This is a genomic window from Octadecabacter sp. R77987, assembly GCF_042466115.1.
GTDB lineage: Bacteria > Pseudomonadota > Alphaproteobacteria > Rhodobacterales > Rhodobacteraceae > SW4.
The window spans coordinates 423,414-438,277 of record NZ_JAXHBQ010000001.1 but is presented as its reverse complement, the minus strand read 5'-3'; the positions used below and the strand labels follow the sequence as shown (position 1 = coordinate 438,277).

Annotated in this window: 13 protein-coding genes; 5 read left to right on the top strand and 8 right to left on the bottom strand. The window is 60.9% G+C overall.

Translation table 11 applies throughout. The features are described from left to right. The first annotated feature begins 15 nt into the window (after positions 1–15). From trkA to hflX, 4 genes are all read left to right on the top strand, one after another. Positions 16–1,392, top strand: a complete 1,377-nt coding sequence (trkA, locus tag SJY21_RS02175; RefSeq protein WP_377505541.1) for a Trk system potassium transporter TrkA — start codon at positions 16–18, stop codon at positions 1,390–1,392. Further along, on the top strand, positions 1,392–2,915 hold the full coding sequence (locus SJY21_RS02170) for a TrkH family potassium uptake protein (RefSeq protein WP_377505538.1): 1,524 nt from the start codon (positions 1,392–1,394) through the stop codon (positions 2,913–2,915). Before trkA ends, SJY21_RS02170 begins: the two co-directional genes overlap by 1 nt. A gap of 98 nt (positions 2,916–3,013) precedes the next feature. Next, positions 3,014–3,250 carry an RNA chaperone Hfq gene (gene hfq, locus SJY21_RS02165; RefSeq protein WP_148055407.1) on the top strand — a complete coding sequence of 79 codons (237 nt, stop codon included), beginning with the start codon at positions 3,014–3,016 and terminating at the stop codon, positions 3,248–3,250. Positions 3,251–3,252: 2 nt separating this feature from the next. Then, positions 3,253–4,536 carry a GTPase HflX gene (hflX, locus tag SJY21_RS02160; protein WP_377505533.1) on the top strand — a complete coding sequence of 428 codons (1,284 nt, stop codon included), beginning with the start codon at positions 3,253–3,255 and terminating at the stop codon, positions 4,534–4,536. A 2-nt stretch (positions 4,537–4,538) separates the two neighbouring features. On the opposite strand, the gene SJY21_RS02155 is transcribed toward hflX, so the two are convergent. Continuing rightward, positions 4,539–7,004 carry a penicillin acylase family protein gene (locus tag SJY21_RS02155; RefSeq protein ID WP_377505530.1) on the bottom strand — a complete coding sequence of 822 codons (2,466 nt, stop codon included), beginning with the start codon at positions 7,002–7,004 and terminating at the stop codon, positions 4,539–4,541. An 83-nt stretch (positions 7,005–7,087) separates the two neighbouring features. On the opposite strand from SJY21_RS02155, the gene SJY21_RS02150 reads away from it, so the two are divergent. After that, entirely contained in the window at positions 7,088–7,960 is an 873-nt protein-coding gene (locus SJY21_RS02150; RefSeq protein WP_377505527.1) for an NAD(P)-dependent oxidoreductase, read from the top strand. Between the two features lie 66 nt (positions 7,961–8,026). Here the strand turns inward: SJY21_RS02150 and SJY21_RS02145 are convergent, their stop codons facing one another. The 7 genes from SJY21_RS02145 to SJY21_RS02115 all read right to left on the bottom strand — a co-directional run bounded on the left by SJY21_RS02145 (position 8,027) and on the right by SJY21_RS02115 (position 14,812). After that, positions 8,027–9,328, bottom strand: a complete 1,302-nt coding sequence (locus SJY21_RS02145) for a branched-chain amino acid ABC transporter permease (protein ID WP_377505524.1) — start codon at positions 9,326–9,328, stop codon at positions 8,027–8,029. Beyond that, a complete protein-coding gene (locus SJY21_RS02140; RefSeq protein ID WP_377505521.1) occupies positions 9,325–10,335 on the bottom strand; it encodes a branched-chain amino acid ABC transporter permease in 1,011 nt (336 codons plus the stop codon). Before SJY21_RS02140 ends, SJY21_RS02145 begins: the two co-directional genes overlap by 4 nt. 31 nt (positions 10,336–10,366) lie before the next feature. Next, the gene (locus SJY21_RS02135; protein ID WP_377505518.1) at positions 10,367–10,741 is read right to left on the bottom strand and encodes a hypothetical protein; all 375 of its coding nucleotides are present in this window, start codon (positions 10,739–10,741) and stop codon (positions 10,367–10,369) included. A gap of 2 nt (positions 10,742–10,743) precedes the next feature. Next, on the bottom strand, positions 10,744–11,571 hold the full coding sequence (locus SJY21_RS02130) for an ABC transporter ATP-binding protein (protein ID WP_377505515.1): 828 nt from the start codon (positions 11,569–11,571) through the stop codon (positions 10,744–10,746). Continuing rightward, positions 11,568–12,353, bottom strand: coding sequence for an ABC transporter ATP-binding protein (locus SJY21_RS02125; RefSeq protein ID WP_377505512.1), 786 nt, complete (start codon positions 12,351–12,353; stop codon positions 11,568–11,570). Before SJY21_RS02125 ends, SJY21_RS02130 begins: the two co-directional genes overlap by 4 nt. A gap of 104 nt (positions 12,354–12,457) precedes the next feature. Beyond that, positions 12,458–13,654, bottom strand: a complete 1,197-nt coding sequence (locus SJY21_RS02120) for an ABC transporter substrate-binding protein (RefSeq protein ID WP_377505509.1) — start codon at positions 13,652–13,654, stop codon at positions 12,458–12,460. Between the two features lie 153 nt (positions 13,655–13,807). After that, on the bottom strand, positions 13,808–14,812 hold the full coding sequence (locus SJY21_RS02115; protein WP_377505506.1) for a GlxA family transcriptional regulator: 1,005 nt from the start codon (positions 14,810–14,812) through the stop codon (positions 13,808–13,810). Between the last annotated feature and the right edge of the window lie 52 nt (positions 14,813–14,864).

The window sequence follows — 14,864 nt, the reverse complement described above, 5'->3', positions numbered from 1 at the left end:
ACATGAGGGGCTGACATGAAGGTTATCATTTGCGGCGCGGGTCAGGTCGGCTGGCAGATCGCGCGCCATTTGTCGGGCGAGCGCAACGACGTCACGGTCGTAGACCACAACCCCGATCTGGTGCGCCGCGCCACCGATACGCTGGATGTGCAGGGTGTTGCGGGCCATGCCAGCTATCCCGACATTCTGGAACGCGCCGGTGCGCGCGATGCCGATATGATCATCGCCGCGACCCATAGTGACGAAGTGAACATGGTGACCTGTCAGGTGGCCCATTCGGTCTTTGCCATCCAGCGCAAGATCGCACGGCTGCGGGCGCAAAGCTATCTTGATGCGATCTATTCCGATCTGTATCGCCGCGATCACCTGCCGATTGATGTGGTCATCTCACCCGAAAAAGAAGTGGCCGAGGCTGCCTTGCAGCGTCTGTCGGCCCCCGCCGCCTTTGACACCGAGAGTTTCCTTGACGGCAAAGCGCAGCTTTTGGGGATCAATATCGCGCCCGATTGTCCGGTGATCAACACGCCCCTGCGCCAGTTGACCGATCTGTTTTCCACCCTTGATGCCATCGTTGTCGGCATCCGCCGGGACGGCACGCTGTTTGCGCCCGGTGCGGGAGATCAGATTTTCGCCGGTGATGAGGTTTACCTGTTTACCCGCACGGCTGACATGACCCGCACCCTCGAAATTTTCGGCAAAACCAACGAAAAGCAGGAACGGATCGTCATTATCGGTGGCGGCAATGTGGGGCTGGCGGTTGCGCGCGCGCTGGAGCAGCGCACCGACCGTGTCCGCGTGCGGGTGATCGAAAAGAACCGCCGCATCGCCGAGGACGCGGCCGATGCCCTTGAGCGCACGATCGTTTTGAATGGTGACGGTTTGGATGTGAACCTGTTGACCGAGGCCAATATCGCCGGTGCGGACGCCGTGCTGGCCGTCACGGATGACGACAAGACCAATCTGCTGGCCGCCGTGCGCGCCAAGGGGCTGGGCTGTCCGATGGCCATTTGCCTGACCAATGATCCCAGCCTTGTGCCGCTGATGGGCCCGCTCAATATCGACGCCTATATCAACCCGCGCGCCACGACCGTCAGCAGCATCTTGCGCCATATCCGCCACGGGCGCGTGCGGGGCGTCTATTCCATCGGAGACGCCGAAGCCGAGGTGATCGAGGCGCAGGTGCTGTCCACATCACCCATTTCCGGCCAGCGCATCCGCGACATTGATTTCCCCGAAGGCGTGCTGGTCGGCGCGGTCCTGAAAGGTGACAAACTGGTCAAACCCACCGCCGCATTGCGCATCGAAGAAGGCGATGTCATCGCGATTTTCTGCATGGCTGACGACGTGAGCGAGGTCGAGCGCCTGTTGCAGGTCTCGATCGACTTTTTCTGATGGCACTGCGGCTGACCGAATTTCCCTTTATCGTTCTGATGATGGGCATTGCGGCTTTGGCCATGATGGTGCCTGCGTTTTATGCTTTTTCGCTGGATGATTTTGCGGGCGCGCGCGCGTTCCTTTACAGTGCGATCCTGTTTACCCTGCTGTCGGTCCTGCTGGCGATTGCAACCCAGCATTATCGCCCCGCCAGCATTGCCCGCAGCCAGCTTGTGGCCTTGCTCACCGCGTTTTCCGTCTTGCCGGTCATGCTGGCCGTGCCATTCTACGAGGCCGTCAACACTCTGACATTCCGCGATGCCTGGTTTGAAATGGTGTCCAGTTTCACGACCACGGGCGCGACTTTGTTTGACAATCCGCGTGTGCTGACCCGTCCGCTGCATCTGTGGCGCGCGATGGTGGGCTGGATGGGCGGTTTGCTGATCTGGGTCGCGGCGGCGTCGATCCTGGCGCCGATGAACCTTGGCGGGTTCGAGGTGCGCGCCACGGCAACCGCGGGGCAGGGGCCCACCGACTTTCGCCAGATCGCGCGGATCGCCGACCCCTCCGAGCGCCTGACCCGTTTTGCCGCTCGGCTGGTGCCGCTTTACGCCGCGCTGACGGTTGTGCTTTGGCTGGGTCTGACGATCCTGGGCGAGGTGCCGTTTGTGGCGCTGTGCCATGCGATGTCGGTCATGGCGACCTCGGGGATATCACCGGTGGGCGGGCTGTTTTACAGCGGTGCGGGCATTGGCGGCGAAGTGCTGATCTTTTTGTTCATGCTGTTTGCCCTGTCGCGGTTGACCTTCGGGCGCGGGCTGATGGGCGAAGATCGCCAGAATGTATTTCATGACCCCGAATTCCGGCTTGGCATGACCTTGATCGTGATCTTGCCCGCCTTACTGTTCTTGCGTCACTGGATCGGCGCGACCGAAGCCAGCACCGGCATTGGTGAAATACAATCGGGCTTGCGCGCCCTGTGGGGCAGTATCTTTACGGTGATGTCATTCCTGACCACCACGGGTTTCGAATCCGCCAGTTGGCTGGGCGCTGCGAACTGGTCGGGCCTGCAAACACCGGGGTTGATCCTTGTGGGTCTGTCGATGATCGGTGGCGGCGTGGCCACCACGGCGGGCGGTGTGAAACTGCTGCGGGTCTATGCGCTTTACAAGCATTCGGAACGCGAACTTGAACGGCTGGTGCATCCCAATTCCGTGGGCGGGGCTGGGGCCGATGCGCGCCGTATCCGCAAGCAGGGCGCCTATATCGCATGGATCTTTTTCATGCTGTTTTCCATGTCCATTGCCGCCGTGATGGTTTTGCTGTCCCTGACGGGTGTGCAATTTGAAACGGCGATGGTGCTGGCCGTGGCGGCATTATCCACGACCGGTCCGCTGGCCGATGTGGGGGCCGAAGCCCCGATTTCCTATGCGGGCCTGACCGCTTTTGCCAAATACGTGCTGGCAGCGGCAATGGTTGTCGGGCGCCTTGAGGCGCTGGCGATCATCGCCCTGTTGAACCCCGAATTCTGGCGCCGTTAGCGGCGTTATTTTTCCTCTTTAATCTCGGCGCGGGGCGCGACATAATTGGGCGGATGGGAATGGCCGGTCCGCGGCCGCAAGAATAGAAGGGTTAGGCAATGGCCTCAGACAAACAGAACCTACAGGATGCGTTCCTCAATCATGTGCGCAAGGTGAAGGTTCCCGTTACAATCTTCCTGATCAACGGCGTGAAACTGCAAGGTGTGATCACCTGGTTTGACAGTTTTTGCGTGCTGCTGCGCCGCGATGGCCAAAGCCAGCTTGTCTATAAAAGCGCGATCAGCACCATCATGCCGGCCCAGCCGATCAGCCTATATGATGGCGAAGAAGGCTAGCAATGTCCGATGAACGGTCCGCCATGCGGGCCTATGTCCTGCACCCCGAACTCAAGGTAGCCGGATCAAAGCAAAGCGCAGAGCCCGCGCTGGCCGAGGCTGTGGCCCTTGGCGATGCCCTGCCTGATCTTGACGTGGTCGGCGCGGAAATCGTGCGCTTGCCGAAACTGCATCCCGGCATGCTGTTCGGCAAGGGCAAGATCGCCGAGCTGAAACAGCGCATTCATGACGCCGAGGCAGGGCTTGTCCTGATCGACGGTCCCGTGACACCCGTGCAGCAGCGCAATCTGGAGAAGGAATGGGGCGTCAAGCTGCTGGACCGCACCGGATTGATCCTTGAAATCTTCAGCGACCGCGCGCGCACCAAGGAAGGTGTGTTGCAGGTTGAAATGGCCGCACTCACCTATCAGCGCACCCGCCTTGTGCGGGCCTGGACCCACCTTGAACGCCAGCGCGGCGGATTGGGCTTTGTCGGTGGTCCCGGCGAAACCCAGATCGAGGCTGACAGGCGCGCGATTGATACGCAGTTGAACCGCCTGAAGGCCCAGCTAGCCAAGGTGCAGAAAACCCGCGCCCTGCACCGCGCGGGCCGTGCCAAGGTGCCGTTTCCGACCGTGGCCTTGGTCGGTTATACCAACGCGGGCAAATCGACCTTGTTCAACAAGATGACGGGCGCGGATGTTTTCGTCAAAGACATGCTGTTCGCCACGCTTGACCCGACCATGCGCAAGATTGAATTTCCCACCGGCGAGACGGTCATCTTTTCCGACACGGTCGGGTTCGTCAGCGATCTGCCCACCGAACTTGTCGCCGCCTTCCGTGCCACATTGGAAGAAGTGCTGGAGGCGGATGTGATCCTGCATGTGCGCGATATCAGCCATCCGCAAAGTCAGGATCAATGGGCCGAGGTCGTCACCATTTTGGGCGTGCTGGGAGTGTCCAAGGACACGCCCCAGATCGAGGTCTGGAACAAGATCGACAACCTGCCCGAAGACGAGGCCGAAGCGCTGCGCGTCACGGCCAAACGCACTGGCAAACATGTCACCTCCGCCGTGACAGGTGAAGGTGTCGCCGATCTGCTGGATCATGTGCTGGCCGAAACGACCGACCCGAAAACCCACGAAATGCTGCAAATCGGCTGGGACGATGCGGCCTCGCACGCGTTCCTGCACGAAATGGGCGTGGTGGATGCCAGCCGCGAAAATCCCGAAGGCTGGCAGGTTGATGTCACATGGTCACGGCGCGACCGCGACCGGTTCCACAAGAAACGGCGCGACCGGCGCTAGGATCATTGCGCGTCCGGTTCCAGCACCGTGACGCCCACTGCCGCCGCGCGCGCAAGGGCGGGATCAAGCGACATGGGGATATATTCGCCGCGCCGCCAAAGATCGCCCAGATCGTCATAGTAGCGTGACAGCGGGTGGCCCGATTGCCCCGTGGCCGTGACAAAGACCGAACTGTCGGGATCGGCAAAGTCATAAACCCCGCGATAGCCCGCCGCGTGGACATTCTGGAACGGAAACGGATCAACGCCAGATGTGCGGCCCCGTTGCAGGGTATTGTCGCCACCACTGGTGGATTGGCGGATGTTCACGAACCAATTGAGCACCGCAGCCTCGCCCAAAACAGGGTGGTCATGGGTCGCCTGATGGGCATCGCCCCAGCGCAGGCTTTCCAGCGCGCTGCCGTGATTTTGCGCAATCCACAACAGCGCATCATCAAGCGCAAGACGGGCAAGATCAGTGCAGGTTTCCACAGGTGCGGATTGCAGCACGTCACACCAGCGCGCGGCACCGCCCACATCGCGGTAAACCCGTTCGATGAACACCGGATCAACATGGGTAAACTCGCGCGACAGCCCGCCCAACTCGTCGCGGATCAGGCGATCCTGCAAGGCGCGCATCCAGGCGGCATAGATCAGCGGTTCGGGCAGATGTTCGTTCATCTCGCCGTTCCATTCGCTCAGCAGTTGCAGGGCAAGCTGGCGCTGGTGTTCGGGGGTGCCTTCGGGCGCGGCCTCGCCGGTGAACCACAGATCGGCCCCCACAAGCGGCAGCAGCGCGCGGGCGGTATAGCTGACGGTATCAAGCTGGGCCTCGATAAAGCTTTCACGGGTATGCACCTCGCGGACCTGCATCAGACGGCGCCAGCGGTTGATCCGCTGGGTATCGCCCCATTCAAAGGACACGTGGTTTGGAAAGGGGCGATCAACGATCTTGTTGTTGGTATTGCCGACGATCCCGCCCTCGGGGTTCACGAATTCAGGGTTGTCGGTATAGGGCAGGAGGCCCTGCCACTGGTTGGTCGGGATATAGCCATAGGTGGGCAGGCGACCTTGGGATTGATGGGCCGGATCGCGGGCGGGCATGGCACCGATCAGCTTCATGGCGATGCCGTTGCGATCGGCCATGGTCAGCACCTGCGAGGGCGCGATATAGCCCGCCGTGGCGGCAATCGCCTGACGGACATTGCGCGCGCGCATCAGGTCCATCGCGGCCGACACCGATGTGTCTTCGCGTGACAGGGCGGTCCAGGCCAGGGTGGTCACATGGCCGGGCGGGCGGATCGTGCCCAGATCAAACTGGTCGGGCGGGATCACGGGGCCGTTGCCGGTCCATTGCAACTGGATCGTGACAGCGGCGCTGTCGCGCACGCTGATGATACTGTCGCGGGTCTCGAAATCGGCCCAGCCATCGGCGGTGCGATACTGGTTGGCGTTTTGGGCGTTTACTTCTTCGATGAACACGTCCTGATCATCCAGATAGGACGATGTCAGCCCCCAGCCAAGATCGGAACTGCGCCCGATCATCACCACGGGCACACCGGGGATCGTGCCGCCAATGACACCGCCCGATTCAAGTTCAAGGCGCGCCAGATACCAGATCGTCGGGGCGGTCAGCCCAAGGTGGGGATCGTTGGCCAACAGTGTCGATCCGGTGGCCGACCGGCTGATACCCGCGGCCCAGGCGTTGGATGCCCCTGCCAGTTCACGCGGGCGCACGGGCGAGAGCGGATCAAAGGGCATGCGCATGTTTTGCGCGTAACGTGGCGCGCCCTCGATCAGGCTGGCATAGGCGGGCAGGGCGGCGGTGGGCGCTCCGGGCGCGTCGGGCAGGATATCGTTGATCCGTTCATCCCCCAGCACAAGCGAGGTGCGCGCGCGCAGCACTTCGTCCTCAAGATGCCCCGACAATTGCAGCGCCATGAGCTTCACAACGGCGATACTGTCAGCGGGCTGCCACGGCGCGACCGCGTGGTTGAACATCCACATTTCCGGCGCGCCGCGCCCGCGCGCACCGCTGTTGACTTCGGCCAGCCAGGCGTTGACACCGGCGGCGTATGCTTCAAGTGCGGCAGTGGTCGGGGCATCCTGCGCGGCCACGGACGCGCGCGCGGCCCCGTAAAGATCTAGGCGGCGCAGCAGTGTGTCGATGCGCAACGTGCGCTCGCCAAACAGTTCCGACAAACGCCCCTGTGCGGTGCGGCGCAACATGGTCATTTGCCACAACCGGTCTTGGGCATGAGCATAGCCAAGGGCAAAGAACACATCACCATCGGATTCCCCGAAAATATGCGGCACATTGGCGTGGTCGCGCACGATTTCCACAGGCGCTGTGATACCGCTGACGGCAAAGGTGCCTTCGTAATCGGGCAGCGAGCGCGAAGCGAAATAATATGCAAGCGCAAACACCGCCACGACCAGAACGATCAGGGCCGTGGCAAGCCGCAAAAGCCAGCGAAACAAAAGCGCCATAAGCCGGTTGTCCTTATGAGTTGACGTGGCCGTGGTGTCGGTATCATGGTCTGATTTCCACAAACCACGCGAGAGGGCAAGAGATGGCAAGAATTGGTTTCCTTGGATTGGGTGTCATGGGCTTTCCGATGGCGGGGCATTTGCAGGCCGCGGGCCACGATGTGACGGTTTACAATCGCACGGCGGCCAAGGCCGAGCTTTGGGTCGCGCAGCATGGTGGTGCGCTGGCGCAAACGCCTGCGATGGCCGCAAAGGGTGCTGATTTCGTGATGGCCTGCGTGGGCAATGACGACGATCTGCGCGGTGTCTGTCTGGGGGACGCGGGTGCCTTTGGCGGCATGGCTGCGGGCACGGTGTTTGTGGATCACACGACCGTGTCGGCGCAGGTGACACGCGACTTGCACGGGGTGGCGGCGCAGGCCGGGATCAGTTTCGTGGATGCGCCCATATCAGGCGGGCAGGCGGGCGCGGAAAATGGCGCCCTATCGGTGATGTGCGGTGGCGAAGCAGAGGCTTACGCACGCGCCGCACCCGTGATCGACGTTTACGCGAAAATCTGCAAACGGCTGGGCGAAAGCGGCGCTGGCCAGCTGACCAAGATGTGCAACCAGATTGCTATTGCGGGGTTGGTGCAGGGTTTGGCGGAATCGCTGCATTTCGCCCAGAAAGCCGGTCTTGATGGTGCGGCTGTGGTCGAGGTGATCAGCCAGGGCGCGGCGGGCAGCTGGCAGATGGCGAACCGCTATGAAACCATGTTGGCGGACCAGTTTGACCACGGCTTTGCGGTGGACTGGATGCGTAAGGATTTAGGCATCGTGCTGGATGCGGCGAATGAAACCGGTGCGAGCCTGCCTGTGACAGCCCTTGTTGATCAGTTCTACAAGGACGTGCAACGCATGGGCGGCGGGCGCTGGGATACATCGAGCCTGATCAAACGCCTGTCAGCGCTTGATTGATCCGGGGCGGGGGGCGCTGCCCCCGTCCTGGCGGACTCCCCCGGAGGTATTTTTGAACAAAAGAAGTTACTTTTCGGGGATCAATCCACGCGGGCTGAAGCGCAGCACCAGAAGCAGCACCACACCCATCGTCAGCAGGCGCATTTGCGCGGCTGATTCCAGTAGGTGGTCCTTGAGCCAGTAACCGTCTGTCATGCCCGCAGTCACGATATCCATGATCGCGCGGCCCGCCGGTTCCACCTGAATCCACAGGAACCAGATCAGGAAGCCGCCCAGCACAGCCCCGAAATTATTGCCCGATCCGCCGACGATCACCATCACCCAGACCAGAAAGGTAAAGCGCAGCGGCTGGTAAGAGCCCGGCGTCAGTTGGCCGTCAAGGGTTGTCATCATCGCACCGGCAATACCGCAGATCGCCGAGCCAAGGATAAAGATTTGCAGATGGCGCGCGGTGACATCCTTGCCCATGGCTTCGGCGGCGACCTCGTTGTCGCGGATCGCGCGCATCATCCGGCCCCAGGGGCTGTTGAGCGCCTTTTGCGCCAGCCATAGCAGGATGATCAACACGATGGCAAACAGGATGCCATAGGCGAATTTCACGTAAAGCGTCGAGGCGGTTGTCGGGTCCAGCCCGAAACTTGCGGCCCGGTCGATAAAGCCGGGATCCTGTTGCAGATCGACTTCGTAGGGAACGGGGCGGGGCAGGCCGATCACGTTTTTCACGCCGCGCGACAGCCAGTCTTCGTTTTTCATCACGGCAATGATGATTTCCGCGATGCCAAGGGTCGCAATCGCCAGATAGTCGCTGCGCAGCCCCAGCGCGGTTTTGCCGATGACCCAGGCAGCCCCGGCGGCCAGAATACCACCCACGGGCCATGCGATGATCACGGGCAGGTTCAACCCGCCAAGATAGCCGGTCGAGGCGGGATTGACCGCCTCGATCGCATCAACCGCCCCGTCAAAGACGTAACGAAACAGAAAGAACCCGCCCACAAGCACGGCCAGTGTCGCCCAGTTGCGCCCGCGCCCCTTGAGGCGCGTTTGCGTCAGGATCGCTGCTGCAACGGTGCCAGCCCCTAGGGCCAGGCCCAGCAGCACGCGCAACCCGCCTGCGGCCCATGCCTCGCCGGTGGGGGGCATCGAGACGATCACCGCCGCAAGGCCACCAAGGGCCACAAACCCCATCACACCGATGTTGAACAGCCCCGCGAACCCCCATTGCAGGTTCACGCCCAAAGCCATGATCGCACTGATCAGCCCCATGTTGAAAATCAGCAGCGCCGAGTTCCAGCCCTGCACAAACCCCGTGCCGATAATCAGCAGCGCGACGGCACCAAAGAGGGCGATATTGCGAATGTTCACGGTCATACGGATTGTCCTTTGAAAAGCCCTGTGGGTCTGAACAACAGCACGATGATCAGGATCGCAAAGCTGACGGCGAATTTGTAATCGGTCGACATCAGCTGCACGAGGCTGTCGGGCGCAAGGCTTTCCGGCAGCCAGTAGCCCAGCACCTTTTTCCATGCGTAGGTGATTGTGACCTCAGAGAACGCGATGACGAAACCACCGGCGATGGCACCAAGCGGGTTGCCAAGCCCGCCGACGATGGCGCTGGCAAAGATCGGCAACAAAAGCTGGAAATAGGTGAAGGGTTTGAACGACTTGTCCAGCCCGTAAAGCACACCGGCAATCGTCGCCAGCCCCGCGACGATCAGCCATGTGACCATGACGACCCGTTCGGGGTTGATGCCTGACAGCAACGCCAGATCCTCGTTGTCGGAAAAGGCGCGCATGGATTTGCCGGTGCGTGTCTTGTTCAGGAACCAGAACAGCAAGGCAACGACCACAACAGCCGTCAGAACGGTCAGCCCTTGGGATGTGCGGATCGCCAACCCCTCATCAAGGCCGGTCAGTTCCTTGAAGGTGCGTGCGTTGATGATAAAGCGTTCGCCATCCAGAAAATTGCGATCCTCGGTGCCGATGAAAAAGCGCACGATGCCGTTCATCACGAACATCACGCCCATCGACACGATCACAAGGATCACGGGCGCGGCCTTTTGCTGGCGGTAGAACCTGTAGATCAGCCGGTCGGTGCCCAGCAGCAACAATGCGGTGCCCGCAATGCCAAAGGGCAGGGCCAGCAGGGCGGTGGGCAACGGCCCAAGACCCAGACCGATGTTTTGGAACAGCACCGTAAAGGCAATGGTGATCATCGTGCCGAATGCCATCGTGTCGCCATGGGCAAAGTTGGAAAACCGCAAGATGCCATAGATCAGCGTCACCCCAAGCGCGCCAATCGCAAGCTGCGCGCCATAAGCAAGGCCGGGGACAAACACAAAGTTGCCAAAGGTCACAAGGCCGTTCAGAAATTCCATGGCGGGGTCCGTTCAGTTGTCGCGCGGGTCATTACGGGTTGCCAATCGTGCAGGTGCCGGTCAGCGTATAGGTCGAAATACCCGACCCGCCGGACATATGGCCGACAAACTCGGCCGCGCCGTTGTCGGCGAATGTCATGATTTCGGTGCCTGCGGAATTGACGAAGTAAAAGTGGATCAACGCACCGCTTTCGCGCAGGAACCCTGTCGCCGAAAAGGTGCCGTTTTCGTAAAGCCCGGTCTGGGAATTCAGATCAAGCGTAAAGGTGTAATTGGGTTGCGAGGTCGGGTCGCAATCGCCATCGCTGTAGCACTGTGTTGGGAAAACGCATTCCTTGACAATGGTTTGCGCCTGCGTGGCAAGCGGGGCAAGGGCAAGACCCATCGCGAACATCGTGGCTTTCATCTTTATCCTCCCAGGAAACTTGCGCGCACTTCGGGGTCGGCCAGCAATTCCTTGCCGGTCCCTGTGTGGCCGTTGCGCCCCTGCACCAGAACATAGCCGTGATCGGCGATTTCCAGCGCCTGCCGCGCATTTTGTTCGACCATCAGGATCGGGATGCCTGTGCGGGCGACCTCGATGATGCGGTCAAACAATTCATCCATGACGATGGGCGACACACCGGCGGTCGGTTCGTCCAGCATCAGCACCTTGGGCTGGGTCATCAGCGCGCGGCCCACAGCGACCTGCTGGCGCTGCCCGCCCGACAGTTCACCCGCCGCCTGATAGCGCTTTTCCTTGAGGATCGGGAACAGGTCATAGATCTGCGCCATGGTATCGCGGAAATCGTCGCGCCGGATAAAGGCGCCCATTTCCAGATTTTCCTCGACCGTCATGGAGGTGAAGATGTTGCTGGTCTGCGGCACGAACCCCATGCCCTTGACCACGCGGTCCTGCGGCGACAGCGATGTGATGTCTTCGCCGTCAAGGCGCACCGATCCGCCGCGCATGTTCAGCATGCCGAACACGGCCTTCATGGCGGTGGATTTGCCCGCGCCATTGGGGCCGACGATCACGGCGATTTCGCCTTTTTCCACGGCAATCGTGCAGTCGTGCAAAATATCGGGGCCTTTGCCATAGCCGCCAGTCATGTTGTCGCCGATCAGAAAGGGGCCACCGGACGCTGGGGTTGCGCGGCCTTTGCGATCCGTGCCTTCGGCGGTGCCGCGCGCGCCCTGTTTGGCGATGCTGGCGTCCTTGTTGCCACGGTCGTCGTGATAGGGATTGTCGCTCATACGGCTGCCACCTGATCCTTGTTTTTCAGGCCTGTCCCAAGATAGGCCTCGATCACCTGTTCGTTGGCCTTGATTTCGGCCAGCGTGCCTTCGGCCAGCACCCGCCCTTCGGCCATGCAGATGACCGGATCACACAGGCGGCCGATGAAATCCATGTCGTGTTCGATCACCACAAAGGTATAACCGCGTTCCTTGTTGAGGCGGATAATCGCGTCACCGATGGTATTGAGAAGGGTGCGGTTCACGCCTGCGCCCACTTCGTCCAGAAACACGATCTTGGCGTCGACCATCATGGTGCGGCCCAGTTCCAGCAGCTTTTTCTGGCCGCCTGACACCTGACCCGCCTTGTGGTCGGACAGGTGTTCGATTGTGAGGAACTCCAGAACCTCGTCGGCCTTGGCGCGCAGGGCGCGTTCCTCATCGGCGATCCGCTTGCGGCCAAACCACGTGTTCCACAGGGTTTCGCCCGCTTGCCCGCCCGGCACCATCATCAGGTTCTCGCGGCACGACATGGATGAGAACTCGTGCGCGATCTGGAATGTGCGCAGCAAACCTTTGTGAAACAGCGTGTGGGGCGGCAGACCGGTAATGTCTTCGCCATCCATGGTCACACGACCGGACGTGGGTTTAAGAACGCCCGCTATCACATTGAAAAGGGTGGTTTTTCCCGCACCATTGGGGCCGATCAATCCGGTGATTGATCCCGGCTCAATGGTCAGGCTGGATCCGTCAACAGCATGAAAGCCACCGAAATGTTTGTGCAGGTCTTCAACGACAATCATGCGCTTTCCCCTGTCGGTCACCCTGTTGTCGGGCGTCCCGTTCCCCTGTTGCAAACGGCCCGAGGCGAAAACCCCGGGCCGCGCATTTTCAGTTCTCGCAGATCCTAGCGGAAACGCACCGTGTTGATCGCACCGTCGCCGATTTCGATCTCGCGGTAGTTACCAGCAGATTCACCGGCACCGATCAGTTCCACAGCCGTTGCGCCGACATAATCAATGTCGCCGCCACCGGCGAGGATTTCGATCGCCTTGGCCAGTTCGCCCGGGAAGATTTCTTCGCCCGGTGCGTTGGCCACGTCCATCACGTGATCCTTGAAGTCAGCCGAGGCAGACGATCCAGCCGCCGCCATGGACAGCATGATCAGCGCCGCTGCATCATAGCTTTCTGGCGAAAACGCGCCGGTGCCGTCGAAACCGGCGGCTTCGGCCAGACCAAGGAAGATTTCCGCGCCGTTGCTGTCGGTGCCGGGGAACTGCCCGAACGAGCCGTCAAGTGCGGAACCGATATCGTCGACCAGCTGCTGGCCGACCATGCCGTCGGGCAGAACGAAGGTATCAAATGCACCTGAATCGAGCGAGGACTGGATGATGCCCTTGCCGCCTTGGTCGGTATAACCGGCCACGACAAGCACTTCACCACCAGCCGAGGCCAGCGCGCCAACTTCAGCCGAATAGTCGGCCTTGCCGTCTTCGTGGGCGGCGTTGATCGTCACGGTGCCGCCTGCTTCGGTAAAGGCGGCTTCAAAGCTGTCAGCCAGACCCTTGCCATAGTCGTTGTTGGTATAGGTCAGCGCCACTTCGGTAATGCCGCGATCCATCAGGATATCGGTCATCACGACACCCTGACGGGCATCGGACGGGGCGGTGCGGAAGAACAGCCCGTCATCTTCGGCGGTCGACAGGCCGGGGGATGTGGCAGAGGGCGAAATCATCACCACGCCGTTGGGGCGGGCCACGTTTTGCAGGATCGCGCCGGTGACGCCGGAACAGTCAGCGCCCATGATGGCGTTGACGTTGTCGGATGTCACCAGGCGTTCGGCGGCTGCCGTGGCGGCTGCCGCGTCGATGCAGGTCGAATCCGCGCGCACGGGCGTGACGGTCGCGCCGCCAAGCAATGTGCCGGCTTCGTTGACTTCGGCAATCGCCATTTCAGCGCCCGCGCCCATGGCCGGCGTGATCGATTCCAGCGGGCCGGTAAAGCCGAGGATGATCCCGATTTTGACTTCTTCGGCGTGACCTTCGGCGAAAGCGGCGCCTGTCACGAGTGCGGTGGCAGCAGAGGCCAGCAGCAGTTTTTTCATTGGTAGTCTCCCTATTGGACTTGGTTATCCAGAGGTCAGACTACGCAGCGATTCGCAAAAAGGGAAGGTGGAACGCTGGGGCATTTGGCGTGAAAAACGCGGGTTTGCGGGTCAAACGCCTGCGATTGCCCGCCAAGCGCCAACAATTCACGCCTAGATTGAAAGCCGCGCAGCCTGCGCGCCCCGTTCGCGGTATGGCGTCGTGTTGTAATGCGCGCGGTAGCATTTGGAGAAATGCGAAGGCGAGGCAAAACCGCAGGCCAGCGCGACGTTGATCACGCTCATATCCGTTTGCATCAGCAGGTTGCGCGCCTTTTGCAGCCGCAATTCCATGTAATACCGCTTGGGCGATCTGTTCAGGTAGCGGCGAAACAGGCGTTCCAGCTGGCGCGTGGACATGCCCACATCGCGGGCCAGCACCGAGGGGCTGATCGGTTCTTCGATGTTTTGTTCCATCGCCTGAATGACGCGCGACAATTTGGGATGGCGCACGCCGATACGGGTGGGGATCGACAGACGCTGCGTGTCCTGATCGGTGCGGATACTGGAATAGATCAGCTGGTCGGCGACCGCATTGGCCAGATCCTCGCCGTGATCATCGGCGATAATTTTCAGCATCAGGTCAATGGACGCGGTGCCGCCCGCGGTGGTGATCCGGTTGCCGTCCACCACAAAGATGGATTTCGTCAGGGTCACGTCTTCGAATTCTTCGGCAAAACTGTCCTGATTTTCCCAATGAATCGTGGCCTTTTTCCCGTCCAGCAGGCCCGCCTTGGCCAGTGAATAGGCGGCGGTGCACAGCCCGCCCATGATGACACCACGCCGCGCCTCGCGCCGGATCCAGCTTAGCACCTTTTTGGTGGTGGCCGATTGCACATCAATGCCGCCACAGATCATCACCGTGTCGTCACGGCCCAGTTCTTCCAGATCGGCCTGCAGCTTGAATTCGGTGCCGTTCGAGCAGGTGACCGTATCGCCGCCTTCGCCGATCAAGGTCCAGCGATAGAGTTCCTGACCGGACATGCGGTTGGCGATCCGCAGGCTTTCCAGGGCGCTGGCAAAACACAGCATCGTAAAGTCCTGCAGCAGGACAAACACAAACCGGCGCGGCTTTTTGCCCGCCGTCTCGACTTCGACGATTTGTTGTTGGATATCCATTTGCGACTCTTTTGTGCGCTTTCAGGCGCGCGTTTCGGATGACCTGATCAGG